Annotated in this window: 23 protein-coding genes; 9 read left to right on the plus strand and 14 right to left on the minus strand. The window is 57.4% G+C overall.

What is annotated here, in order from left to right:
• The first annotated feature begins 129 nt into the window (after positions 1-129).
• Positions 130-492 carry a protein YacL gene (gene yacL, locus MXM41_RS13485; protein ID WP_039030345.1) on the plus strand — a complete coding sequence of 121 codons (363 nt, stop codon included), beginning with the start codon at positions 130-132 and terminating at the stop codon, positions 490-492.
• A gap of 30 nt (positions 493-522) precedes the next feature.
• Here yacL and speD read toward each other — a convergent pair whose 3' ends face one another.
• The 3 genes from speD to MXM41_RS13500 form a co-directional block, all read right to left on the minus strand.
• Positions 523-1,317: an adenosylmethionine decarboxylase gene (gene speD, locus MXM41_RS13490; RefSeq protein WP_325932489.1), complete on the minus strand. Its 795-nt coding sequence runs from the start codon at positions 1,315-1,317 to the stop codon at positions 523-525.
• Between the two features lie 5 nt (positions 1,318-1,322).
• Positions 1,323-2,180 carry a polyamine aminopropyltransferase gene (gene speE, locus MXM41_RS13495; RefSeq protein WP_325932490.1) on the minus strand — a complete coding sequence of 286 codons (858 nt, stop codon included), beginning with the start codon at positions 2,178-2,180 and terminating at the stop codon, positions 1,323-1,325.
• A gap of 110 nt (positions 2,181-2,290) precedes the next feature.
• Positions 2,291-2,638, minus strand: a complete 348-nt coding sequence (locus MXM41_RS13500; RefSeq protein WP_325932575.1) for a YacC family pilotin-like protein — start codon at positions 2,636-2,638, stop codon at positions 2,291-2,293.
• A gap of 145 nt (positions 2,639-2,783) precedes the next feature.
• On the opposite strand from MXM41_RS13500, the gene cueO reads away from it, so the two are divergent.
• The gene (gene cueO / locus MXM41_RS13505) at positions 2,784-4,337 is read left to right on the plus strand and encodes a multicopper oxidase CueO (protein ID WP_325932491.1); all 1,554 of its coding nucleotides are present in this window, start codon (positions 2,784-2,786) and stop codon (positions 4,335-4,337) included.
• A 74-nt stretch (positions 4,338-4,411) separates the two neighbouring features.
• On the opposite strand, the gene MXM41_RS13510 is transcribed toward cueO, so the two are convergent.
• Positions 4,412-6,799 carry a glucose/quinate/shikimate family membrane-bound PQQ-dependent dehydrogenase gene (locus MXM41_RS13510; RefSeq protein ID WP_325932492.1) on the minus strand — a complete coding sequence of 796 codons (2,388 nt, stop codon included), beginning with the start codon at positions 6,797-6,799 and terminating at the stop codon, positions 4,412-4,414.
• A gap of 205 nt (positions 6,800-7,004) precedes the next feature.
• On the opposite strand from MXM41_RS13510, the gene hpt reads away from it, so the two are divergent.
• Positions 7,005-7,541 carry a hypoxanthine phosphoribosyltransferase gene (gene hpt / locus MXM41_RS13515; RefSeq protein ID WP_250587840.1) on the plus strand — a complete coding sequence of 179 codons (537 nt, stop codon included), beginning with the start codon at positions 7,005-7,007 and terminating at the stop codon, positions 7,539-7,541.
• Between the two features lie 104 nt (positions 7,542-7,645).
• Here the strand turns inward: hpt and can are convergent, their stop codons facing one another.
• Positions 7,646-8,308 carry a carbonate dehydratase gene (can, locus tag MXM41_RS13520; protein ID WP_325932493.1) on the minus strand — a complete coding sequence of 221 codons (663 nt, stop codon included), beginning with the start codon at positions 8,306-8,308 and terminating at the stop codon, positions 7,646-7,648.
• Between the two features lie 107 nt (positions 8,309-8,415).
• Between can and MXM41_RS13525 the strand changes: the two genes are divergently transcribed.
• The 4 genes from MXM41_RS13525 to MXM41_RS13540 all read left to right on the plus strand — a co-directional run bounded on the left by MXM41_RS13525 (position 8,416) and on the right by MXM41_RS13540 (position 11,965).
• The gene (locus MXM41_RS13525; protein WP_325932494.1) at positions 8,416-9,342 is read left to right on the plus strand and encodes an ABC transporter ATP-binding protein; all 927 of its coding nucleotides are present in this window, start codon (positions 8,416-8,418) and stop codon (positions 9,340-9,342) included.
• Complete coding sequence (locus MXM41_RS13530) at positions 9,339-10,109, plus strand: ABC transporter permease (protein ID WP_250587843.1); 771 nt, start codon at positions 9,339-9,341, stop codon at positions 10,107-10,109. The genes MXM41_RS13525 and MXM41_RS13530 overlap by 4 nt, the downstream gene beginning before the upstream one ends.
• Before the next feature lie 105 nt (positions 10,110-10,214).
• Positions 10,215-10,655, plus strand: coding sequence for a PTS sugar transporter subunit IIA (locus tag MXM41_RS13535; RefSeq protein ID WP_325932495.1), 441 nt, complete (start codon positions 10,215-10,217; stop codon positions 10,653-10,655).
• A gap of 62 nt (positions 10,656-10,717) precedes the next feature.
• Positions 10,718-11,965 carry a polysaccharide deacetylase family protein gene (locus MXM41_RS13540; protein WP_325932496.1) on the plus strand — a complete coding sequence of 416 codons (1,248 nt, stop codon included), beginning with the start codon at positions 10,718-10,720 and terminating at the stop codon, positions 11,963-11,965.
• A 2-nt stretch (positions 11,966-11,967) separates the two neighbouring features.
• On the opposite strand, the gene panD is transcribed toward MXM41_RS13540, so the two are convergent.
• From panD to thpR, 9 genes are all read right to left on the minus strand, one after another.
• Complete coding sequence (gene panD, locus MXM41_RS13545; protein WP_325932497.1) at positions 11,968-12,348, minus strand: aspartate 1-decarboxylase; 381 nt, start codon at positions 12,346-12,348, stop codon at positions 11,968-11,970.
• Positions 12,349-12,435: 87 nt separating this feature from the next.
• Positions 12,436-13,290: a pantoate--beta-alanine ligase gene (panC, locus tag MXM41_RS13550; RefSeq protein WP_325932499.1), complete on the minus strand. Its 855-nt coding sequence runs from the start codon at positions 13,288-13,290 to the stop codon at positions 12,436-12,438.
• 11 nt (positions 13,291-13,301) lie between these two features.
• The gene (panB, locus tag MXM41_RS13555) at positions 13,302-14,093 is read right to left on the minus strand and encodes a 3-methyl-2-oxobutanoate hydroxymethyltransferase (RefSeq protein ID WP_325932500.1); all 792 of its coding nucleotides are present in this window, start codon (positions 14,091-14,093) and stop codon (positions 13,302-13,304) included.
• A gap of 122 nt (positions 14,094-14,215) precedes the next feature.
• Positions 14,216-14,695: a 2-amino-4-hydroxy-6-hydroxymethyldihydropteridine diphosphokinase gene (folK, locus tag MXM41_RS13560; protein WP_325932502.1), complete on the minus strand. Its 480-nt coding sequence runs from the start codon at positions 14,693-14,695 to the stop codon at positions 14,216-14,218.
• Positions 14,692-16,089, minus strand: a complete 1,398-nt coding sequence (gene pcnB / locus MXM41_RS13565; RefSeq protein ID WP_325932577.1) for a polynucleotide adenylyltransferase PcnB — start codon at positions 16,087-16,089, stop codon at positions 14,692-14,694. The genes folK and pcnB overlap by 4 nt, the downstream gene beginning before the upstream one ends.
• A 53-nt stretch (positions 16,090-16,142) precedes the next feature.
• Positions 16,143-17,033 carry a tRNA glutamyl-Q(34) synthetase GluQRS gene (gluQRS, locus tag MXM41_RS13570; RefSeq protein ID WP_418936788.1) on the minus strand — a complete coding sequence of 297 codons (891 nt, stop codon included), beginning with the start codon at positions 17,031-17,033 and terminating at the stop codon, positions 16,143-16,145.
• Positions 17,034-17,102: 69 nt separating this feature from the next.
• Entirely contained in the window at positions 17,103-17,558 is a 456-nt protein-coding gene (gene dksA / locus MXM41_RS13575; RefSeq protein ID WP_012016093.1) for an RNA polymerase-binding protein DksA, read from the minus strand.
• Between the two features lie 177 nt (positions 17,559-17,735).
• Positions 17,736-18,440: a DNA/RNA nuclease SfsA gene (sfsA, locus tag MXM41_RS13580; protein WP_325932504.1), complete on the minus strand. Its 705-nt coding sequence runs from the start codon at positions 18,438-18,440 to the stop codon at positions 17,736-17,738.
• A 12-nt stretch (positions 18,441-18,452) separates the two neighbouring features.
• Entirely contained in the window at positions 18,453-18,983 is a 531-nt protein-coding gene (gene thpR, locus MXM41_RS13585) for an RNA 2',3'-cyclic phosphodiesterase (protein WP_325932505.1), read from the minus strand.
• Positions 18,984-19,056: 73 nt separating this feature from the next.
• Here thpR and hrpB point away from each other — a divergent pair, with 73 nt between their 5' ends.
• Entirely contained in the window at positions 19,057-21,486 is a 2,430-nt protein-coding gene (hrpB, locus tag MXM41_RS13590) for an ATP-dependent helicase HrpB (protein ID WP_325932506.1), read from the plus strand.
• A gap of 139 nt (positions 21,487-21,625) precedes the next feature.
• On the plus strand, positions 21,626-24,163 hold the full coding sequence (gene mrcB, locus MXM41_RS13595) for a bifunctional glycosyl transferase/transpeptidase (protein WP_325932508.1): 2,538 nt from the start codon (positions 21,626-21,628) through the stop codon (positions 24,161-24,163).
• Positions 24,164-24,212: the final 49 nt, after the last annotated feature.

The following is a 24,212-nucleotide window of genomic DNA, read 5'->3' on the forward strand; positions in this document are numbered from 1 at the left end:
AACCCTCTCCCCATAGGGGAGAGGGCCGGGGTGAGGGGATTTTTTATTTTCATTCCTTCCACCCGTTCCGCTTTTTTTCTTCCTCGCTGCTGCGATAATTACAGCAAGAGTTTTGCAGAGGAAAATACTATGGATTACGAATTTCTGCGTGATATCACCGGGGTGGTGAAAGTGCGGATGTCGATGGGCCACGAGGTGGTCGGTCACTGGTTCAATGAAGAAGTGAAAGAGAACCTGAGCCTGCTCGATGAAGTGGAACAGGCTGCGCGCACGGTCAAAGGCAGTGAACGATCCTGGCAACGTGCCGGGCATGAGTACACGCTGTGGATGGACGGCGAAGAGGTCATGGTTCGCGCCAACCAGCTGGAGTTTTCCGGCGACGAGATGGAAGAGGGGATGAGCTACTACGATGAAGAGAGCCTGTCGCTGTGCGGCGTAGAGGATTTTCTTCAGGTGGTGGCGGCCTACCGCGAATTTGTGAAGCAGAAATAACATCAGGAGCATCCCTGCTCCTGACGCGTCTTATACGGTCGCGATATTGCGGCCGTAGTAAATTTCGCGCATCTCTTTCCAGAGCAGGTCGGTAATGACCTTGCGCTCTTCTTCGCTTAAATCTTCCGGCCGGGTGTGGAACATGTAGTGCCTGAGGTCGAACTCCTTAAGCAGCATCTTGGTATGGAAGATATTCTCCTGATAGACATTCACATCCATCATGTCATACAGCGCTTTCATATCCTCGGACATGAAGTTCTGAATGGAGTTAATTTCATGGTCGATAAAGTGTTTCATGCCGTTGATATCACGGGTAAAACCGCGCACGCGATAGTCAATGGTCACGATATCGGACTCAAGCTGATGAATTAAGTAATTCAGCGCGTTGAGCGGGGAGATCACGCCGCAGGTCGACACTTCAATATCGGCGCGGAATGTACATAACCCCCCTTCAGGGTGGCTTTCCGGGTAGGTATGCACGCAGATATGGCTTTTATCGAGATGGGCAACCACCGCCTCCGGCAGCGGGCCGGGGTGCTCCGTATGATCGATAAGCGTGGGGTCAACGGGCTCCTCGCTGACCAGGATAGTGACGCTGGCGCCCTGAGGTTCATAATCCTGACGCGCGATGTTCAGGATGTTAGCGCCAATGATGGAGCAGGTTTCTGACAGGATCTCGGTCAGTCGGTTGGCGTTATAGAGTTCATCGATATAGGCGATATAACCATCGCGCTCTTCCGCCGTTTTCACATAGCAGATATCGTAAATACAAAAACTCAGGCTTTTGGTCAGGTTGTTAAAGCCATGCAGTTTCAGCTTTTTCAATTCATTCACCCCCTCAGAGCATCGTGTAAATATTGCGGCAAGGCAAAGGCTGCGGTATGGACGGCCGGATTGTAATAGCGGCAGGTCAGATTCGCCTGCTGGAAGCGCGCCTGAATAATGCCGGTGGAGAGATGGCGCAGGGCATCGTTGTCCGTCGCCCAGGCGAAGGTCATCACGCCGCCGTAGTAGGTTGGGATCGCCGCCTGGTAGAAGCTGACGTCCGTAAAGTAGTGGCTCAGCTTGCGGTGGCTGTCTAAGGCCTCATCCTGCTGCAGGAAGCAGACGCCGTTCTGGGCCACGAAGATACCGCCGGGATTCAGGCAGCGTTTGCAGCCCTCATAGAATGCCGAGGTAAACAGGCTCTCCCCTGGCCCAATCGGGTCGGTGCAGTCGGAGATGATCACATCGAACGTTTGCGTCGTCTGGTTAACAAAATTGACGCCATCGTCAATGACAAGCGTAAAGCGCGGATCGTCGTAGCTGCCGGCGTTGTGGTTCGGCAGATACTGGCGGCAGAAGCTGACCACGCCTGCGTCAATCTCGACCATGGTGATGCTTTCAATGGTTTTGTGGCGGGAAACCTCACGCAGCATAGCGCCGTCGCCGCCGCCGATGATCAGCACATGTTTCGCGTTGCCGTGTGCCAGCAGCGGGACGTGGGTCATCATTTCATGATAAATAAATTCATCACGCTCGGTGGTTTGCACCACGCCATCCAGCGCCATCACCCGGCCAAAGGCCGCGTTTTCGAAAATGATCAGATCCTGATGATCGGTTTTCTCGTGATAGAGCACGTTATCAACGGCAAAGTACTGCCCAAAATGGTCATGTAGCGTTTCATGCCACATCGTTTTTTCGGCCATGGGATGATACCTCCTTTGTTAACACCCGCATAAAACGGGGGCAACATCATAGCTAACAATGACCGTGGTTGCACGGTCATAAATTCAGCAAAGGGGCATCGGGTGGGGATTTACTTAACGTAGGCAAGGAGGCTCAGCGAATCGCGAGCCAGAGCTTTACATTTTTTTGCCGTGGGAATGCCGATGCCGCTGAGATCGCGGTAGCTGTCTTCACCGAGGGTTTTCATATCGAAACTGTCGTAGTTGCTCAGATCCCACTGGTTCTGTTGAGCAAAAAAGACCAGCGCGCGACGAATCTGACCGTTAGGTAAATTCTGGTAGCCGCAGTCGTTTTTCAAAAATACAAATACCGCCGTCAAATCCGCCATATCTTCGGCTTCATTTTCACTCAGCGCATAGCTGTTTGCGCAACTAATCATCAGGGTGCTGAACAGGATTGTTCGCAAAAACGTCTTCATTGCTTCTACCAATACGTCACGGAAATTCAACGTTAGCACACTTCCCGCCGGAGCGACGATCTTTATTATTGCGGCTTTTCTTGACCTTCCGGCAAGGGGAGGGTTTATGCTCAGAACATCGACTGCTGCGAATAAGGAGATGAACATGCAACGCCGTGATTTTTTAAAATATTCTGCCGCACTGGGGGTTGCCAGTGCGCTGCCGCTCTGGAGCCGCGCCGTTTTGGCGGCCGACAGACCCGTTTTACCGATCCCGAATTTACTGACGCCCGATGTGCGTAATCAGGTGAAGCTGGTGGTGCAGGCGGGGAAAACCCAGTTTGGTCCCCACAACGCCACCACCTGGGGCTACAACGGCAATCTACTGGGCCCGGCCATTCAGCTACGGAAAGGAAAAGCCCTTACCGTTAACATCCACAATACCCTGAGCGAAGAGACCACCGTCCACTGGCACGGTCTGGAAGTGCCGGGCGAGGTCGACGGCGGACCGCACGGCACTATTAAGCCAGGCGGCCAGCGGACGGTGACCTTTACGCCGGATCAGCGGGCGGCTACCTGCTGGTTTCATCCTCATCAGCACGGCAAAACCGGCCATCAGGTGGCGATGGGATTAGCCGGGCTGGTGCTGATTGAGGATGACGAGAGTCGCCTGCTCCGCCTGCCGAAGCAGTGGGGCATCGACGATGTGCCTGTTATCGTGCAGGACAAGAAATTTACCGCCGACGGGCAAATTGACTATCAGCTTGATGTGTTGAGCGCCGCGGTGGGCTGGTTTGGCGACACCCTGCTGACCAATGGGGCCGTCTACCCGCAGCACAATGCGCCCAAAGGCTGGCTGCGTCTGCGTCTGCTCAACGGCTGTAATGCTCGTTCGCTCAACGTCGCCGCCAGCGATAAGCGTCCGCTGTACGTCGTCGCCAGCGACGGTGGGCTGCTGGCTGAGCCGGTCAGGGTGAGCGAGCTGCCGATGCTGATGGGCGAACGCTTCGAAGTGCTGGTGGACATCAGCGACGGTAAAGCGTTTGACCTGATGACCCTGCCGGTGAGCCAGATGGGAATGGCGGTTGCCCCCTTCGATAAACCGCAGCCGGTATTGCGGATTCAGCCGCTGCAGGTAACCGCCTCCGGCGTACTGCCCGATACATTGACCAGCATGCCCGCACTGCCGTCCCTGGAGGGGCTGACCCAGCGTAAACTCCAGCTGTCGATGGATCCGATGCTCGACATGATGGGCATGCAGGCGTTGATGAAGAAATATGGCGATCAGGCGATGGCGGGGATGCATCACGGTCAGATGAAGGGCCATATGAATCACGGCCAGAGGGGCGGGATGGATCACAGCATGCATGGGTTTGATTTCCACAACGGTAACCGCATTAACGGTAAAGCCTTCGATATGCACGCCCCGCAGTTTGCTGCCGCCAGAGGGCAGTATGAGCGCTGGGTGATTTCGGGGGAGGGCGATATGATGCTGCATCCGTTCCATATACATGGCACCCAGTTCCGCATTTTGGCGGAAAACGGTAAAGCGCCAGCGGGGCATCGTACAGGCTGGAAGGATACGGTACGCGTTGAGGGCGGAGTGAGCGAGGTATTAGTGAAGTTCAACCACGCGGCGCCGAAAGAGTACGCCTATATGGCGCACTGCCATTTGTTAGAGCATGAAGATAGCGGGATGATGCTCGGATTCACGGTATAAAAAAGCCGGGTGGCGGCTACGCCTGACCCGGCTTAGGGGTAAAAAAAACGGCAACATTCGTTGCCGTTTTGCTTTTACTTCTCGTCAGGCAGCGCGTAGGCAACAATATAGTCGCCCATCTTCGTACCAAACGATCCGTGACCACCCGCAGAGATGACAACAAACTGCTTGCCATTCACTTCATAGGTCATCGGTGTAGCCTGGCCACCGGCTGGCAGACGACCCTGCCACAGTTTTTCACCGTTGCTCATGTTGTATGCGCGCAGGTAGTTATCGGCGGTAGCGCCAATGAACAGTACGTTACCGGCGGTGGAGATTGGACCACCCAGCATCGGCATACCCATATTGAACGGCACCGGAACCGGCATCGGGAACGGCATGCTGTCCTGTGGCGTACCAATACGTTTTTTCCAGACCACCTGATTGGTTTTCAGATCCAGCGCGGAAATATAACCCCAGGCAGGCTGTTTACACGGCAGGCCAAACGGCGAGAGGAACGGGTTCAGCGTAACGCCGTACGGCACGCCGTACTGCGGCTGAATACCGGATTCCGTACCGGTGCCCTGCGCGTCTTTCGGCTGTTCCATCGGGTTGCCCGGGCCGCGTGGGATCAGTTTAGAGACAAACGGCAGCGCCATCGGGTTGGCAATCGCCACCTGACGGTTCGGGTCAACGGAGATACCGCCCCATTCGAACATCCCCAGGTTACCCGGGAACACCAGCGTGCCCTGCTCGGACGGCGGGGTGAAGATGCCTTCATAGCGCAACTGATGGAACATCACGCGGCACACCAGCTGGTCGAACATGGTGGCGCCCCACATGTCCGCTCCGCTGAGATCTCTCTTCGGACGGAAGCTCAGCTCGGAGAACGGCTGGGTTTTGGTGACGTAGTCGCCTTTCGCCGCGCCCTGGGGAACCGGTGTTTCCGGGGCCGGAACCACCAGCTCGCCGTTACGACGATCCAGCACGAAGATGTTACCGGTTTTCGCAGGCGCGTAGATCACCGGCACGGTTTTACCGTTAACGGTAATGTCCGCCAGCGTTGGCTGAGCGGGCAGGTCCATATCCCACAGATCGTGGTGAACGGTCTGGTAGCTCCACGCCAGTTTCCCGGTGGTCGCATTCAGCGCCAGTACCGAGCTGGCATAACGCTCCTGTTCTGGCGTGCGGTTGCCACCCCAGATATCCGGCGTGGTCACGCCCATCGGCAGATAGACCAGATCCAGCTTCGCGTCATACGCCGCGGGTGCCCAGGAGTTTGGCGAGTTGAAGGTAAAGGTGTGTTCATCTGAAGGAATAGCGTTTGGATCTTTCGCACCCGGGTCGAAGGCCCACAGCAGCTTACCGGTGTTAACGTCAAAACCACGGATCACGCCGGAGGTTTCGCGCACGGAGAAGTTATCCGTTACCGAACCGGCAATCACGATGGTTTTATCGGTAATGATTGGCGGGGAGGTAGGTTCATACAGACCCGGAGTCTGATCCGGCATGTTGCTCTGCAGATTCAGTACACCTTTGTTGGCAAAGGTTTCGCACAGTTTGCCGGTTTCGGCGTTGATGGTAAACAGACGACCATCGTTCACCGGCAGCATAATGCGGCGCGGACAGTCGGCAATGACGTCCGGGCTGGCATTATCAGCGCGTGCTTCGTGATAAGAGACGCCACGGCAGGTCACGTGCTGGAACTGGTTATTGGTCTTCAGCTGCGGATCGAAGTGCCATTTCTCTTTACCGGTGGCCGCATCAAGCGCGAACAGACGCTGGTGCGCCGTACACAGGTAGAGCATGTTGCCCACTTTAATCGGGGTGACTTCGTTGGTCAGCTCGCCCGGATCGTTCGGCATCTTGAGATCGCCGGTACGGAATACCCAGGCTTCTTTCAGGTTTTTCACGTTGTCCGCATTGATCTGCTTCAGCGGAGAGTAACGTTGACCTTCCTGATTACGACCATAGGCAGGCCAGTCGCCGTCGGCCACCTCAGAGATCGCCGCCGCAGGCGTGGCGTCGGCATTCAGGGTGCCTTTCACCTCCTGCGGATCGTTAAAGCCAGCCCAGGTCAGGATGCCGCCGCTGATCAGCAGCGCCACGACCAGCGCGGCCACCGCGCCGCTGGAGCGCACAAGCAGGCGACGCCAGACGAAAGGCAGGATCAGCCAGACACCGAAGAAGACCAGAATATCGCTACGCGGCGTCAGGGCCCAGAAGTCGAAGCCGACCTCCCATACGCCCCAGATCATTGTCGCCAGCAGGAGTGCAGCATAGAGCCACAGGGCTGACTGCTTACTGCGCCATAACAGCAGGGTCACGCCCAGCATGACAATACCTGCAACCGGGTAGTACCAGGAGCCGCCAATGGCTACCAGCCAGACCCCGCCGATTAACAGATACAGTCCGCAGAATGCAGCGAACAGCGCTGTTAGCCTCACGAGTAAACGTGAATGTTGGATTTTTGTTTCCGCCATAAAAGACACTCTATAAGTTTGTTAATTATTTAGTAGCAATTAATTATAGGCTTTAACAAGTGTGATCGGAATCACAAAATTGGCTTTTGTGAACTCCTGCGCCAGGAGGATCCATTTGCTGGTATACTTCAGGGCTTATGAAGCGATGCCGGACGTGAATCCATCGGCATTGAGAAATTTGTTATAAAATCATACGGTTAGTAAAATGAAACATACTGTTGAAGTGATGATCCCCGAAGCGGAGATCAAAGCGCGTATCGCCGAACTCGGTCGTCAGATCACCGAACACTACAAAGACAGCGGCAGCGAAATGGTGCTGGTGGGTCTGTTACGCGGTTCCTTCATGTTTATGGCGGACCTTTGCCGCGAAGTGCAGGTGTCCCATGAAGTCGATTTTATGACTGCCTCCAGCTATGGCAGCGGTATGTCGACCACCCGTGATGTGAAAATTCTCAAAGACCTGGATGAAGACATTCGCGGTAAAGATGTCCTGATCGTGGAAGACATTATCGATTCAGGTAATACGCTGTCGAAAGTGCGCGAAATTCTCAGCCTGCGCGGTCCGAAATCGCTGGCGATTTGTACCCTGCTGGATAAACCGACCCGCCGCGAAGTGGACGTTCCCGTGGAGTTTGTTGGTTTCTCGATCCCGGATGAATTCGTGGTGGGCTACGGCATTGACTATGCCCAGCGCTATCGTCATCTGCCGTATGTCGGCAAAGTGGTGCTGCTGGACGAGTAAAATCAGTTGGGTGCGGGCTGATGTCCTCACTCCGCCTCTCTCCCGCGAGGAGAGAGAAAACCATGCCGGGTAAGGCGAAGCCGCCACCCGGCTTTTTTGCAGGCTTATTTGTGGTTAACGTGCTTCTGCGTGAGGTTAGAGAGGCCCTGACGGTAACGCTGCTCCAGGGTTTCCCGGTTAGTGGCGGTCACTTCCAGGTCGCGCAACAGGCCATCGTGAATGCCGTATGCCCAGCCGTGGATCGTCACCTTCTGCCCGCGTTTCCACGCCGACTGCATAATGGTGGAGTGGCCTAGGTTGTAGACCTGCTCCATTACGTTCAGCTCACACAGGGTGTCCATACGACGCTCCTGCGGCATTTGGCCCAGCAGTGAGCTATGTTTGAACCAGATATCACGAATGTGCAGGAGCCAGTTGTTGATAAGCCCCAGCTCCGGATTTTCAACCGCCGCCTGCACGCCGCCGCAGCCGTAGTGACCGCAAATAATGATGTGTTCCACTTCCAGGACGTCAACGGCATACTGCACTACGGACAGACAGTTCAGGTCGGTGTGGATCACCAGGTTTGCAACGTTGCGGTGAACAAAGAGTTCACCCGGTTCGAGGCCGGTCAGACGTTCAGCCGGGACGCGGCTGTCGGAACATCCAATCCACAGAAAGCGCGGTTTCTGCGACTGAGACAGTTTCTCAAAAAATCCGGAATCTTCTTCCAGCAGCATCTTTGACCATAGTGCGTTATTGCTGATGAGTGTATCTATGTCATTCATGGAGGTTAACGGCCTGTAACCGAGTGATTGCGTTGCGCTACTATAGGGTAACCCGACTTTTAATGAAACCACACAACGTGTGTCAGAACTATAGGTAAGTTTATTTCATGGCGATTGCACTTGAGCTTGAGCAACTTAAAAAAACCTATCCGGGCGGCGTTCAGGCGCTGCGCGGGATAGATCTTAAAGTAGAAGCCGGTGATTTTTATGCGCTTCTGGGGCCTAACGGGGCGGGTAAATCCACCACTATCGGCATTATCAGCTCGCTGGTGAATAAAACCTCCGGCCGGGTGAGCGTGTTTGGCTACGATCTCGAAAAAGATGTCGTGAATGCCAAACGCCAGCTGGGGCTGGTGCCGCAGGAGTTCAACTTCAATCCGTTTGAGACCGTTCAGCAGATTGTGGTGAACCAGGCGGGTTACTACGGCGTGGAGCGTAAAGACGCGGTTGAGCGCAGCGAAAAATATCTGAAACAGCTCGATCTGTGGGAGAAGCGCAACGAACGTGCGCGAATGTTATCCGGCGGCATGAAGCGTCGTCTGATGATTGCCCGGGCGTTAATGCATGAACCCAAACTGCTGATTCTGGACGAACCGACTGCCGGGGTAGATATCGAACTGCGCCGCTCGATGTGGGGCTTTTTAAAGGATTTAAACGACAAAGGCACCACCATTATCCTCACCACCCACTATCTGGAAGAGGCTGAGATGCTGTGCCGTAATATCGGCATCATTCAGCACGGCGAGCTGGTGGAAAACACCTCAATGAAAAATCTGCTCTCCAAGCTTAAATCAGAGACCTTCATTCTGGATCTGGCGGCGAAAAGCGCGCTACCAAAGCTGGAAGGTTATCAGTATCGCCTGGTGGATACCTCAACGCTGGAGGTGGAAGTGCTGCGTGAGCAGGGGATCAACAGCGTCTTCAGCCAGCTTAGCCAGCAGGGGATTCAGGTATTAAGTATGCGTAACAAAGCAAACCGACTGGAAGAGCTGTTCGTCTCGCTGGTCCATGAGAAACAAGGAGATCGCGCATGATGCAGCTTTACTGGGTGGCGCTGAAAAGTATCTGGGCCAAAGAGATCAACCGCTTTATGCGCATCTGGATCCAGACGCTGGTTCCGCCGGTGATCACCATGACCCTCTACTTTATTATTTTCGGCAACCTGATTGGCTCGCGCATTGGTGAAATGCACGGCTTCACCTATATGCAGTTTATCGTGCCGGGCCTGATCATGATGGCGGTGATCACCAACGCCTATGCCAACGTGGCCTCGTCATTCTTCAGCGCCAAGTTCCAGCGCAACATTGAAGAGCTGCTGGTGGCGCCGGTGCCTACCCACGTTATCATTGCCGGGTACGTCGGGGGCGGGGTGGCGCGTGGCCTGTGCGTCGGCATCCTGGTGACGGCTATTTCGCTGTTCTTTGTGCCGTTCCAGGTGCACTCCTGGCTGTTTGTGGGCCTGACGCTGCTGCTGACGGCGGTGCTGTTCTCGCTGGCCGGCCTGCTGAACGCCGTGTTCGCCAAAACCTTTGACGATATCAGCCTGATCCCGACTTTCGTTCTGACGCCGCTGACCTACCTCGGCGGGGTGTTCTACTCCCTGACGCTGCTGCCGCCGTTCTGGCAGGGGCTGTCACACCTGAACCCTATCGTCTATATGATCAGCGGCTTCCGCTTTGGTTTCCTCGGTATCTCCGACGTGCCGCTGGCGACTACCGTCGGCGTGCTGGTGATCTTTATCGTCGCCTTCTATCTTCTATGCTGGAATCTGATCCAGCGCGGACGCGGACTGCGTAGCTAATCTCCAGGCCCGGCGGCGCAGCGTTGCCGGGCCGCTTTATTGACCACAGTCACCCCTGAACATCCTCTCTCCCGCTACACTACCCCTTTCTGATGAGAGGTGACGATGCTGGGTTGGGTAATCACGTGCCATGATGAACATGCGCAGCAGATGGCGGATAAGCTCGCCGTCCGGTTTGGGCCGCTGGTGCAGTGCCAGGTGGTCAATTTCTGGCGCGGCCTGAGCTGCAATATGTTAAGCCGTATGCTGTGTGACGCCCAGCATCAGGTCGACAGCGGCGACGGGGTTATCTTTCTGACCGATATTTCGGGCGCCGCGCCCTATCGCGCCGCGGCGTTGCTCAGCCATAAGCACGCCAATTGCGAGGTAATCACCGGAATTGACTATCCGCTGCTGGAGATGATGTATCCTTTGCGCGAAATGACCGACAGCATCGGCTTTCGCAACACCATCGTGGCCCGCGGCGCCCCGGACGTCAGCAGCCTGTGGCATCAGCAGCAGAAGAATCCACCCTTTGTCCTGCTCCATGGGCAGGAGAAATATTAAACATTGGTATTACCGGCGCTTTTGCTACAATAGCGTCCGATTTTCGTACTGAATAGCTCCCTATGTTTTCGCGTATTTTTCTTCTGCTTCTGCTGCTGGTCTCCGGCGGCGTATCCGCCAGTCTGTTAAGCCAGCCAGGGCTCCCGCCCCGCTATATGCAAACCACCGAAGATGCCGCCATCTGGGCGCAGGTGGGTAACCGCGTCGTCACCGTCGGCAATGTGCGCGCCGGGCAAATCATCGCCGTTTCTCCCACCCCGGCGGAGTACTATGAGTTCCGCTTTGGCTTTGGCACTGGTTTTATCGATAAAGGGCATCTGGGCGAGGTGCAGGGTAAACAGCGCGTGGAGGACAGTCTCGGCGATCTTAACAAGCCGCTCAGTAACCAGAATTTGATTACCTGGAAGGACACCCCGGTCTACAACGCGCCCAACGCTGGCAGCGCACCCTTTGGTACCCTGGCTGACAATCTGCGTTATCCGATCCTGAGCAAGCTGAAGGATCGTCTGAATCAGACGTGGTATCAGATCCGCATTGCCAACCGACTGGCCTGGGTCAGTAGCCTGGATGCGCAGGAGGATAGCGGGCTGCCGGTATTGACCTACCACCACATCCTGCGCGACGAAGAGAACACCCGTTTTCGCCATACCTCGACCACCACCAGCGTGCGCGCTTTCAACAACCAGATGGCCTGGCTACGGGACCAGGGTTACACCACGCTGACGATGTACCAGCTAGAAGGCTATGTGCGTAATAAAATGAACCTGCCCGCCCGGGCGGTGGTGATCACCTTTGACGACGGCCTCAAGTCGGTAAGTCGCTACGCCTGGCCGATCCTCAGACAGTACGGCTTTCACGCCACGGCGTTTATTATCTCCTCGCGGATCAAAGCTCATCCACTGAAATGGGATCCGAAGACGCTGCAGTTTATGAGCATTTCCGAACTGCGTGAGATCCAGGATGTGTTTGACGTGCAGTCGCACACCCACTTCCTGCACCGGGTGGATGCGAAGCGCCATCCGATCCTGCTCGGCCGCAGCTATCACAACGTGGTGATGGATTTTAAACACTCTCGCCGCGCGCTGGCGCAGTTTAACCCGCACGTGTTGTATCTCTCATATCCCTTTGGGGGCTATAACGATACTGCGGTGAAAGCGGCGAATGACGCCGGTTTCCATCTGGCTGTGACGACGGTAAAAGGCAAGGTGAAACCGGGAGATAATCCGTTCTTACTGAAGCGCTTGTACGTTCTCAGAACGGATTCTTTAGAGACCCTGTCGCGGCTGATTAGCAATCAGCCGCAGGGATAGGATCAGGCAACCTGAACCGGAATCGCTTTTGCGATACGCTTCATGTCGTTGTCGCCTTCAAAATAGGCGACCTTCGGCTGCCAGCGGCGCGCTTCATCATCGGACATCATGACAAAGCTGGCGATGATGACGATATCACCGACGTTTGCACAGTGCGCAGCCGCACCGTTAACGGAGATGATTTTAGAACCGCGCTCTGCCGCGATAGCGTAAGTTGAGAAACGATTGCCGTTGCTCACATTCCAGATATCAATGGCTTCGTTTTCAAGAATACCCGCTGCGTCGAGAAAATCCTGGTCGATCGCGCAGGACCCTTCGTAGTGCAGATCGGCCTGAGTGACCTTCACACGGTGGAGCTTACCTTGCAGCATTTTGCGAATCATGACGTTACCTTTACTCTTCTTGCGTAACCCACTTGCGAAGACGTGGGCGAGGGAAGCTAATCCATTAGCGTGTTATGTACCCGGTTGTTACTGAGCCAGTTCAACCACGGTATTATCGATCAGGCGCGCCTGACCCAGCCATGCGGCCACCAGGATCACCGCCCGCTTGCTGTCATGGGAGAGCGCCAGCAGTGTGTCGGCATCACGGATCTGCACGTCATCGGCGCGCAGCCCGCTGTCGTTCAGCGCCTGTTCCGCAATGGCGACAATCTCTTCGCTGCTCAGATCTTTGCTTTTCAGCTGGGTCGCCATGGTGCTCATCACTTTATAGAGACCCGGCGCGATTTTGCGCTGGTCGGCGGTGAGGTAGCCGTTGCGTGAACTTAGCGCCAGGCCATCTTTGGCCCGCACAATCGGCACGCCAACAATCTCGATGTCATAACCCATATCCGCCACCATTTTGCGGATCAGGGCCAGCTGCTGGAAATCTTTCTCGCCGAAGCAGGCAATATCCGGTTGCACCAGGTTGAACAGCTTGCTGACAATGGTAGAGACACCGCGGAAGTGTCCCGGACGGCTGGCGCCTTCCAGCATGGTGGAGATGCCAGGCACGTCCACAAAGGTGGCCTCTTCAGTGCCCTGCGGATAGACATCGGCCGGGGCGGGCGCGAAGACAAAATCCACCTGATGCTTTTTCAGCTTCTCACAATCTTCCTGCAGCGTACGCGGGTAGCGGGCCAGATCGTCGGCACGATCAAACTGCATCGGATTCACAAAGATACTCACCACCACCACATCGGCGCGGGCTCTGGCTTCGTCCACCAGCTTCATGTGGCCGTCATGCAGGTTGCCCATGGTGGGCACCAGCGCGATACGTTTACCTTCCTGGCGCAAACGGCGAATATGCTGGCGCAGCAGCGGCAGGGTTTCAATGATTAGCACAACGAGACTCCTTACTGGAAACTGTGTTCTTCACCCGGGTAAACACCCGATTCAACGTCGGCAATATACTGCCTGACTGCGCTGCGCATGTCGCCTGCGCCGATAAGGAAATTCTTCGCAAATTTCGGGATGTGCCCGCCGGTAATGCCAAACGCATCATGCATCACCAGAATTTGCCCGTCGGTGACGTTACCGGCACCAATGCCGATCACCGGAATAGCGAGCGCGTCGGTAATGCGCTTTGCCAGCGCCACCGGCACGCATTCGAGTACCAGCAGCTGCGCCCCCGCGGCCTCGATGGCGAGCGCATCATCAAACAGCGCCTGGGCGGCGTCACCGCGCCCCTGCACCTTGTAGCCGCCAAAGATATTGACCGACTGCGGGGTTAACCCCAGATGGCCGCAGACCGGCACCGCGCGCTCGGTGAGCATTTTCACCGTCGGGGCAAGCCAGGCACCGCCTTCCACTTTCACCATATTGGCTCCGGCACGCATCACCGTGGCGGCATTTTCAAATGCCTGTTCCGGCGTGGCGTAAGCCATGAACGGCAGATCCGCCAGCAGCAGGCAGGCCGGTGCGCCGCGCCGCACCGCCCGGGTGTGATAGGCAATATCTTCTACCGTCACGGGGAGGGTAGAGTCGTGTCCCTGGACCGTCATCCCTAACGAGTCGCCGACCAGCATGACGTTAATTCCCTCTTCGGCAAAGAGTCTGGCGAAGCTGTAGTCATAGGCCGTAATGGTGGCGAAGCGCTGTTTGTCCTGTTTGCATTTCTGCAGGGTGGCGATGGTGGTTGGTTTCATACTGTTTCCTGATAGCCCAAAGCAAATCTTTGCGCATTCTAACAGTAACATTCGAGGGAACAATGATTTTAGGCAACCGATTAACCATAAATATTTCGCGGTTAATCAGCAGAAATTTGCTGTTACCAGCGGGCCGGTTTTTCGGCGTTCAGCTGCGCCAGCAGGGCGCTGAGGCTTTCACCGTCGGGGAAGATGAGATCGGGGGCGATTTCAAACAGCGGCCAGAGCATAAAGCCGCGCCGTTTCATATCGTAATGCGGCACCGTCAGGCGCTCGCTGTTAATCACCGCATCGCCAAACAGCATAATGTCGAGGTCGAGCGTGCGCGGCCCCCAGCGCTCGGCCTTGCGCACGCGTCCCTGCTGAAGCTCGATGCGCTGGGTATTGTCCAGCAGCGCCTCGGCGCAAAGGGTGGTTTCCAGTGCGATAGCGGCGTTAAGGTAGTCGGGCTGATCCTGTGGGCCCAGCGGAGGCGTGCGGTAAAACGAGGAGAGGGCGACGACGCGGGTCTGCGGAATGTCGCCCAGCGCCTGTACGGCAGCATTAACCTGCTCCAGCGGAGAGGCCAGATTGCTGCCAATGGCGATGTACGCCAGCGTCATGCTGCACCTTCACGGCGTGGCGCACGCTTGCGCGGACGACGATGACGACGACGCGGCGCCGGCTCTTCGTCCAGAACGGTCAGCATGTCTTTCTGCGCCGGTGGCGCCGAGACCTGGAATTCACCCCACCACTGCACCAGCGCCTGCAGCTCGCGGTTGTTCTCTGCCTCGGCACGCAGGGCCATCAGATCGTATGCCGCACGGAACTTTGGATGCTCCATTAACTTCCAGGCGCGTTTACCCTGACGACGGGACATCCGCAGCTGAAGCTGCCAGATATCACGCACCAGGGTGGTAATGCGTTTCGGGATCGCCAGCGAGCGGCAGGCTTCATCCAGCACGTCGTTGGCCGCCAGCGCGAAGGCATCGTAATAGGCCAGACCGCTTTCCTGGGCAATCTTCTGTGCCGTTTCCAGCAGCGGATACCAGAACATCGCGGCAAACAGGAACGCCGGATTCACCCGCATATCGTTCTGAATGCGGTTATCGGTATTCTTCAGCACCTGGTCGATGATGCGTTCCATCGCGCTGTCACCCTTTTCGGTAAAGTTGCGCGTGATGGTCGGGAACAGGGGCTGGAACAGGCTATATTCGCGCAGCAGCTGATAGGTGGCAAAGCCGTGGCCCGCCTGCAGCAGCTTCAGCGCCTCTTCAAACAGACGCGCCGGAGGCACATCGTTGATAAGCGTTGCCAGGCGCGGGATCGGCTCGGCGGTCTCCGGGCTGATACGCATATTCAGCTTGGCAGCGAAACGCACGGCACGCAGCATCCGCACCGGATCTTCACGGTAGCGAGTTTCCGGATTGCCGATCAGGCGAATCAGACCGGCTTTCAGATCCGGCACGCCACCCACGAAATCGCGTACGGTAAAGTCAGCCACGCTGTAATAGAGGCTGTTGATGGTGAAATCGCGACGCTGGGCATCTTCTTCGATAGAACCAAAGATGTTGTCACGCAGCAGCATGCCGTTCTGACCGCGCTGAGAAGTGGTGCGGTCTGTCGGGGTGCCTTCATGGTGACCACGGAACGTCGCCACTTCGATGATTTCTGGCCCGAACATCACGTGGGCAAGACGGAAGCGACGACCGACCAGACGGCAGTTACGGAATAATTTACGCACCTGCTCAGGCGTGGCGCTGGTGGTCACGTCAAAATCTTTTGGCTTTTTGCCGAGCAGTAAGTCACGCACCCCGCCACCAACGAGATACGCCTCATAGCCGGCTTTATTCAGGCGATAAAGCACCTTAAGGGCGTTTTCACTGATATCTTTGCGAGAAATAGCATGCTGTTCGCGCGGTATGACCGACATCGTATTTTGAACAATGACGTCATCCGCCATGCTCTCATCGCGGCTCAGCACCTTACGGCAAAAATTAGCGACTCGGGTAAAAATAGTACACCTCGGTAGTGTGTGTTTCAGAATTCAGGACAAAAAATAGCGGCTAATCATAGCTCAGCGAGACGCATTTGAGAATGCTGGATTTTCGGCACGCGGTTTAGCGACCAGTGGGCCACCGCTTTTTCCAGCAATTCTTCGGTGCGCAGATCCTGCCACTCATTTGTTACATCCTGGTTTAGAAATTGTAAAGCATTGATAAGAGCAGGGCGAGGATCGCCGGTCGGTAATGCGGGGGCATGATTCTGTTTCGAGAGTTTCATCCCTTTTTCATTCACCACCAGCGGCAGGTGAACATACGCTGGCACCGGCCAGCCAAACAGCTGATAGAGCGAAATCTGCCGCACGGTGGGCTCGATCAGGTCAGCTCCGCGGACAATTTCAGTTATCCCCTGGAAGTGGTCATCCACCACCACCGCCAGGTTATAGGCAAACAGCCCGTCGCGTCGATGAATAATAAAATCTTCGCCTGCCAGGCGCGCATCGGCGTGGAGTTCACCCTGTAAGCGATCGGTAAAGTGGGTGACGGGATGCTGTTGCACCACTCTCACTGCCGCATTTTCCGGACCGTGATGCAGCGCACGGCAGTGGCCGTCATAAACGCCGCCGACGCTCTGAATGCGGGCGCGGGTGCAGGTGCAGTAATACGAGAGACCCTGGGCGTGCAGCCAGGCCAGGCGTTCGCGATAGGCCTCGTGCCGCCGGGATTGCCAAAGCACTTCGCCGTCCCAGTGCAGGCCGTAATGTTCCAGCTGACGCAGAATAGTATCTGCTGCACCGGGAACTTCACGCGGGGGATCGATATCTTCGATACGAACACGCCAGATACCCTGTCGGGCACGGGCCTGCAGATAGCTGCCAAGCGCGGCAATGAGCGAGCCGAAATGCAGTTCGCCAGAGGGGGATGGCGCGAAGCGCCCAATATAATCAACAGGCATAATTACACAGCGCAGAAAGTAATCAGGCGGGAGAGAACTCCCGCCTGTGGTAGCGTTATGACAGGACTGGAATTAACCGGCCATCTGTTTTTCGCGGATTTCTGCCAGCGTTTTGCAGTCGATGCACAGGTCGGCTGTCGGACGGGCTTCCAGACGACGAATGCCGATTTCGACACCGCAGGACTCGCAGAAGCCGAAATCTTCGTCTTCGACTTTTTTCAGCGTCTTCTCGATCTTTTTAATCAGTTTGCGTTCGCGGTCACGGTTACGCAGTTCGAGGCTGAACTCTTCTTCCTGGGCGGCACGGTCTACCGGATCCGGGAAGTTAGCCGCTTCGTCCTGCATATGAGTAACGGTGCGATCGACTTCATCCCTGAGTTGATTACGCCATGCTTCAAGGATTCGCTTGAAGTGTGATAGCTGGGCTTCATTCATATACTCTTCGCCCGGCTTCTCTTGATACGGCTCCACCCCAGCGATGGCGAGAATACTCAGGGACGATGTTTTACGGTTTTGCCCTTCTTGCATGTTGCTTCTCCTTAACACGCACTATCGATCCCCGTGTTGGGGGAAAAATCAGGCCGCTATAAATAGCAGATGCTTTTCCGGATGGCAATTATCTAAACGTAACACTTGACAAGCCTGTGAGGAAAAGCGTATTTGCGCACACGACCAGAATACTTATTAGCCAACGCCCAGCCCCTTTTATAACGTGACGGGGAGAGCGGATCTCAGAGTCATATTATCGGCAGAAAGTTCCGCTTTATACACCAAAACCTCTACCCCCTGCTTTTGTGCCTCATTCAACAGTTGCGCGTACTTAGGGTCAATATGGCGGGCGGGTGAAAATCGTCCTATTGCGCTGTGCAATACCGCAAATAACAGCACGGCGCGCTTGCCCGCCGCCGCTACACTCATGAGCTCCCGGAGGTGCTTCTGCCCGCGCAGCGTCACCGCATCCGGAAAATAACCGTTATCCTTTTCAGCTAACGTCACTGATTTCACTTCAATATAGCACTCGGGGCGATCGTCTGCCTGCAACATAAAGTCGATTCTGCTGCTTTCTGTGCCATATTTCACTTCGCTTTTTAAGCGGTTATAGCCGCGCAGTTCCGCAATGGAATCCAGACTAATCGCCTCTTTCACCAGCTGGTTTGCCCGCAGCGTATTGACGCAAATATATTCACCGAAGGCGGTCTCGGTTATTTCCCAGGTGTACGGATATTTGCGTTTGATATTACTGGAGGTGGAGTACCAAACCGTATCGCCCGGCGTGGCGCAGCCGGTCATCGCGCCGGTATTGGGGCAGTGCAGCGTCAGGGTTTCACCTTCTGGCGTGATGACGTCGGCAAGAAAACGTTTATAGCGTTGTACCAGCGTGGCGGGTTGTAGGGGAGGGGTAAACTGCATGCGAATTCCTTGTTATTCGGTAAGCGGCCAGCGCTGGAGCGGCGTATAGCGCGTGCGACCGCCGGCAAAACGGCTCTCGTAGAGGACAAATTCCGTCACCGGAAAAGACCACTGAAAACCCGGTGGCGGAATGGCGACGGCGTGGCTGGCATCGCGCAGTAACGTAATATGCGGGTGAAACGGCTGCGGGCTCTGATAGCAGCCGCTGCGCGCCGCCTGGGCCCGCAGCATGTTGGCTAACTGCAATAACCCACGGGGCGGCTGGCGGGTACCCAGCCAGACCACGCGGGAGCGCAGCCACTGTCCGGCATCGTCCAGCGTCAGGGTAAATCCCGGCTGGCGGATGCGCCCGGCCATCGCCGCCAGCGCCTGCTGTTTCTCGGGGCTGACATCCCCTAAAAACGCCAGCGTCAGGTGCAGGTTGGCACCCGCCACCGGGCGGCCCGCTTCCGGCGCAAAGTGGTCGGCGCGCCAGCGGACAATCTGCCGCTGGCGCGGGGCAGGTATTTCAATGGCAAAGAACAACCTTTTCGACTCGGACATACGGGGCACTCGGTAATGAATTGTGGCGATGCTACAATGTACGCCGTTTAAAGTTAACCCTCTGGAGCCATTCGTGTCCTTGTTGCCGGTCGCTGCTGTCCTTCCCGACTTACTCCTCGCGTTACAACACGCCCCCCAGGTTCTGCTGAACGCGCCAACCGGCGCGGGGAAATCGACGTGGCTGCCGCTGCAGATTCTGGCCCAGGGGGCGATCGGCGGCAAAATCATCCTGCTTGAACCGCGCAGGCTCGCGGCCCGCAACGTGGCCCAGCGCCTGGCGGAGCTGCTGGGCGAAAAGCCGGGTGAGACGGTGGGCTATCGGATGCGCGCCGAAACCTGCGTGGGGTCGCATACCCGGCTGGAGGTGGTCACTGAAGGGATCCTCACCCGGATGTTACAGCAGGATCCTGAACTGAACGGCGTGGGGCTGGTGATCCTCGATGAGTTCCACGAGCGCAGCCTGCAGGCGGATCTGGCTCTGGCGCTGCTGCTGGATGTCCAGCAGGGGCTGCGGGACGATCTCAAACTGCTGATCATGTCCGCAACGCTGGATAACGAGCGCCTTCAGCGCCTGCTGCCGGACGCGCCCACCATCGTCTCTGAGGGGCGCACGTTTCCGGTTGAGCGCCGCTACCAGTCGCTCCCCGCCCAGCTGCGCTTCGATGAGGCGGTAGCGGTCGCTACCGCGGAGCTGCTGCGCCAGGAGCCCGGCTCGCTGCTGCTGTTTTTGCCCGGCGTTGTGGAGATCCAGCGCGTGCAGGAGCAGCTCGCCCGACGCGTGACGGACGACGTGGTGCTCTGTCCGCTGTATGGCGCGCTGTCGCTGGCCGAGCAGCGTAAAGCGATCCTGCCCGCGCCGGCAGGGCAGCGCAAAGTGGTGCTGGCGACCAATATCGCCGAAACCAGCCTGACCATCGAAGGCATCCGGCTGGTGGTAGACTCCGCCCAGGAGCGGGTGGCGAATTTTGATCCGCGCACCGGCCTGACCCGCCTGTTGACCCAGCGCGTCAGCCAGGCCTCTATGACCCAGCGCGCCGGGCGTGCCGGGCGACTGGCGCCGGGTATCTGCCTGCATCTCGTGCCTTTTGAGCAGGCGGAGCGTGCCGCGGCGCAGGGAACGCCAGAAATTATGCAAAGCGATCTCAGCGGCCTGCTGATGGAACTTCTGCAATGGGGTTGCCGGGAACCTGCGCAGTTAAAATGGCTGGATCTGCCGCCTGCGGCTAATCTTGCCGCGGCCCGGCGTTTATTAACCCAGCTCGGGGCGCTGGCCGGGGAGCAGCTAACCGCCTTTGGGCAGAAGATGGCGAAGCTCGGCAACGATCCGCGGCTGGCGGCGATGCTGGCCAGCGCAGCGGGTAACGATGATATTGCGACGGCGTCCAGACTGGCCGCTATTCTTGAACAGCCGCCGCGTGGTGCCAGCACGGATCTGGCCCAGGCCTTCTTCCGCCATCAGCCGGAGTGGCAGCAGCGCGCCCGGCAGCTGAGTTTGCGACTCAACAGCCGCGGTGGAGAGCCGGACAGCGATCGGGTGCCCGCGCTGCTGGCGAAGGCGTTTCCCGACCGGATCGCCCGCCGCCGCGGACTCGATGGCCGCTATCAGCTGGCAAACGGCATGGGGGCGATGCTGCAGAGCGACGACGCTATGACCCGTCACGAGTGGCTTATCGCCCCGCTGCTGTTGCAGGGCAGCCAGTCTCCGGACGCCCGCATTTTGTTGGGCCTGGCGGTGGATATCGATGTCCTGATCGGCGCTTGTCCAGAGCTTGCGGCGCAGTCAGACACCGTGGAGTGGGATGAGGCGCAGGGCACCCTGAAGGCGCTGCGGCGCATGCAGATTGGTCGCCTGACGGTGAACGTTAAGCCGCTGGCGAAGCCTTCGGAAGAGGAGCTGCACCAGGCGATGCTCAACGGCATCCGGGATAAAGGCCTCAGCGTGCTGAACTGGACCCCGGAGGCGGAGCAGTACCGGCTCCGCCTTCACTGTGCCGCACAGTGGCTGCCGGAGTACGCGTGGCCTGCGGTGGATGAGGCCTCGCTGCTGGCAAATCTGGAAACCTGGTTACTGCCGCAAATGACTGGCGTACACTCCCTGCGCGCGCTAAAAGCGCTGGATGTTAAGGCGGCGTTACAGAACTTAACCGACTGGTCGTTGCGCCAACGTCTGGATACCGAGCTTCCGGGGCATTACACTGTGCCCACCGGGAGCCGGATAGCCATTCGTTATCATGAAGATAATCCTCCGGCGCTGGCGGTACGGATGCAGGAGATGTTTGGCGAGGCGACAACGCCCGCCATTGCGCAGGGGCGGGTGCCGCTGGTGCTGGAACTGCTGTCACCGGCGCAGCGTCCGCTGCAAATCACCCGCGATCTTGGCGCCTTCTGGGCCGGAAGCTATCGCGAGGTGCAAAAAGAGATGAAAGGGCGTTATCCCAAACATGTCTGGCCGGACGATCCGGCCAACACCGCGCCTACCCGTCGCACGAAGAAGTATTCGTAGGGGGCGGATGCGCGCTGAAGCCCTCACCCCAGCCCTCTCCCACAGGGAGAGGGGGACATTTTGAGAGATTTCTTCTTCCTCCATCAGGGGGAAGACCAGAGAATCGGGCCTTTGCGCCTGATAGTTGCGGAGAGAAAGCATGGCGGGGAATGACCGCGAGCCAATTGGACGTAAAGGAAGACCTGCACGTCCGGCAAAAGAAAAGGCAGGTCGTCGACGCCTCAGGGATGAGGAGTATGACGATGATGTTGACAATGAGTACGACGATGACGCACCCGCGCCACGTAAAGGAAAAGGCAAAGGTAAAGGACGCAAACCTCGTGGCAAGCGCGGCTGGTTCTGGCTGCTGCTGAAGCTGTTTGTTGTTTTTGTCGTTCTGCTGGCGATCTACGGCGTCTATCTGGATCAAAAGATCCGCAGCCGTATCGACGGAAAAGTCTGGCAGCTGCCTGCGGCGGTCTATGGCCGGATGGTTAACCTTGAGCCGGAAATGACCATCAGCAAGAACGAGATGGTCAAGCTGCTGGAGGCGACCCAGTACCGTCAGGTGACGAAGATGACCCGTCCCGGCGAGTTTACGGTGCAGGCGAAAAGCATTGAGATGATCCGCCGTCCGTTTGACTTCCCGGACAGCAAAGAGGGGCAGGTGCGCGCGCGTCTGACCTTCGATGGCGATCATATCGACACCATCGAGAACATGGATAACAACCGCCAGTTCGGTTTCTTCCGTCTCGATCCGCGGCTGATCACCATGCTCTCCTCGCCAAACGGCGAGCAGCGCCTGTTTGTCGCGCGTAACGGCTTCCCGGATCTGCTGGTGGATACGCTGCTGGCGACCGAAGACCGTCACTTCTATGAGCACGATGGCGTAAGTCTGTACTCTATTGGCCGTGCGGTGCTGGCGAACCTTACCGCCGGACGGACGGTGCAGGGGGCAAGTACCCTGACCCAGCAGCTGGTGAAGAACCTGTTCCTCTCCAGCGAACGCTCCTACTGGCGTAAGGCCAACGAAGCCTATATGGCCGTGCTGATGGATGCCCGCTACAGCAAAGATCGCATTCTTGAGCTGTACATGAACGAGGTCTACCTCGGTCAGAGCGGCGACAACGAGATCCGCGGCTTCCCGCTGGCGAGCCTCTACTACTTTGGCCGCCCGGTGGAAGAGCTGAGCCTCGACCAGCAGGCGCTGCTGGTGGGCATGGTTAAGGGCGCATCCATCTACAACCCGTGGCGTAACCCGAAACTGGCGCTGGAGCGGCGTAATCTGGTGCTGCGTCTGCTGCAACAGCAGCAGGTGATCGACCAGGAGCTGTACGATATGCTCAGCGCGCGTCCGTTAGGCGTGCAGCCGCGCGGCGGCGTCATCTCCCCGCAGCCTGCGTTTATGCAGATGGTGCGTCAGGAGCTGCAGGCTAAACTGGGCGATAAAGTTAAAGATCTCTCCGGCGTGAAGATCTTCACTACCTTTGACTCCGTGGCGCAGGATGCCGCTGAGAAGGCGGCGGTGGAAGGCATTCCGGCGCTGAAAAAACAGCGTAAGCTGAGCGATCTTGAGACCGCGATGGTGGTAGTCGATCGCACCACCGGTGAGGTGCGGGCGATGGTCGGTGGCGCAGAGCCGCAGTTTGCGGGCTATAACCGCGCCATGCAGGCGCGCCGCTCGATCGGTTCTCTGGCAAAACCGGCGACCTATCTCACCGCCCTGAGCCAGCCGAACCAGTATCGTCTGAACACCTGGATCGCCGATGCCCCGATTGCCCTGCGCCAGCCGAACGGTCAGGTGTGGTCGCCGCAGAACGACGATAAGCAGTACAGTGGACAGGTGATGCTGGTGGATGCCCTGACGCGTTCCATGAACGTGCCGACGGTTAACCTCGGGATGGCGCTGGGCCTGCCTGCGGTAACGGATACCTGGCTGAAGCTGGGCGTACCGAAAGATCAGCTGCATCCGGTTCCGGCTATGCTGCTGGGGGCCCTGAACCTGACGCCAATCGAAGTGGCGCAGGCCTTCCAGACCATTGCCAGCGGCGGAAACCGTGCTCCACTTTCTGCGCTGCGTTCAGTGATTGCCGAAGACGGCACCCCGCTGTACCAGAGCTTCCCGCAGGCGGAGCGTGCTGTACCGGCGCAGGCCGCCTATATGACCCTGTGGACCATGCAGCAGGTTGTGCAGCGCGGTACCGGGCGTCAGCTGGGGGCCAAGTATCCGGGCCTGCATCTGGCGGGTAAAACCGGGACCACCAACAACAATGTCGATACCTGGTTTGCGGGCATCGACGGGCGTGAAGTGGTGATCACCTGGGTAGGACGCGACAACAACCAGCCGACGAAGCTGTATGGCGCCAGCGGGGCGATGTCGATTTATCAGCGCTATCTGGCTAACCAGTCGCCGGTTCCATTAACCCTGACGCCACCGGAAGATATCGTGGATATGGGCGTGGATGAGTCGGGCAACTTCGTCTGTGGCGGCGGGATGCGTAGCGTACCGGTCTGGACCTCGAACCCGGACTCCCTGTGCCAGGTGCCAGCGCCGCAGCCAACGGGCAACCCGTTTGAGCAGTCTTCTCCTCAGCCGCAACAGCAGCAGCCTCAACAGCAGCAGCCGCAGCAGCAGAATGAGAAGAAGGACAGCGACGGCGTCGCCGGTTGGATCAAGGATATGTTCGGCGGTAACTAATCCCCATTCCCTCTCCTGCGGGAGAGGGAATTTTCACCTCAATTCAACA

The organism is Leclercia adecarboxylata (genome assembly GCF_035787115.1).
GTDB lineage: Bacteria > Pseudomonadota > Gammaproteobacteria > Enterobacterales > Enterobacteriaceae > Enterobacter > Enterobacter adecarboxylatus_E.

Bases quoted from the DNA above. Each gene is read 5' to 3' on its own strand.
- MXM41_RS13500 (WP_325932575.1), bottom strand. From the start codon at position 2,638: ATGAAGACGTTTTTGCGAACAATCCTGTTCAGCACCCTGATGATTAGT.
- cueO (WP_325932491.1), top strand. From the start codon at position 2,784: ATGCAACGCCGTGATTTTTTAAAATATTCTGCCGCACTGGGGGTTGCC.
- mrcB (WP_325932508.1), top strand. From the start codon at position 21,626: ATGGCGGGGAATGACCGCGAGCCAATTGGACGTAAAGGAAGACCTGCA.
- sfsA (WP_325932504.1), bottom strand. From the start codon at position 18,440: ATGCAGTTTACCCCTCCCCTACAACCCGCCACGCTGGTACAACGCTAT.
- MXM41_RS13530 (WP_250587843.1), top strand. From the start codon at position 9,339: ATGATGCAGCTTTACTGGGTGGCGCTGAAAAGTATCTGGGCCAAAGAG.
- folK (WP_325932502.1), bottom strand. From the start codon at position 14,695: ATGACGCTGGCGTACATCGCCATTGGCAGCAATCTGGCCTCTCCGCTG.
- panB (WP_325932500.1), bottom strand. From the start codon at position 14,093: ATGAAACCAACCACCATCGCCACCCTGCAGAAATGCAAACAGGACAAA.
- can (WP_325932493.1), bottom strand. From the start codon at position 8,308: ATGAATGACATAGATACACTCATCAGCAATAACGCACTATGGTCAAAG.
- panD (WP_325932497.1), bottom strand. From the start codon at position 12,348: ATGATTCGCAAAATGCTGCAAGGTAAGCTCCACCGTGTGAAGGTCACT.
- dksA (WP_012016093.1), bottom strand. From the start codon at position 17,558: ATGCAAGAAGGGCAAAACCGTAAAACATCGTCCCTGAGTATTCTCGCC.
- MXM41_RS13525 (WP_325932494.1), top strand. From the start codon at position 8,416: ATGGCGATTGCACTTGAGCTTGAGCAACTTAAAAAAACCTATCCGGGC.
- MXM41_RS13540 (WP_325932496.1), top strand. From the start codon at position 10,718: ATGTTTTCGCGTATTTTTCTTCTGCTTCTGCTGCTGGTCTCCGGCGGC.
- thpR (WP_325932505.1), bottom strand. From the start codon at position 18,983: ATGTCCGAGTCGAAAAGGTTGTTCTTTGCCATTGAAATACCTGCCCCG.
- yacL (WP_039030345.1), top strand. From the start codon at position 130: ATGGATTACGAATTTCTGCGTGATATCACCGGGGTGGTGAAAGTGCGG.
- speE (WP_325932490.1), bottom strand. From the start codon at position 2,180: ATGGCCGAAAAAACGATGTGGCATGAAACGCTACATGACCATTTTGGG.
- hpt (WP_250587840.1), top strand. From the start codon at position 7,005: ATGAAACATACTGTTGAAGTGATGATCCCCGAAGCGGAGATCAAAGCG.
- MXM41_RS13535 (WP_325932495.1), top strand. From the start codon at position 10,215: ATGCTGGGTTGGGTAATCACGTGCCATGATGAACATGCGCAGCAGATG.
- MXM41_RS13510 (WP_325932492.1), bottom strand. From the start codon at position 6,799: ATGGCGGAAACAAAAATCCAACATTCACGTTTACTCGTGAGGCTAACA.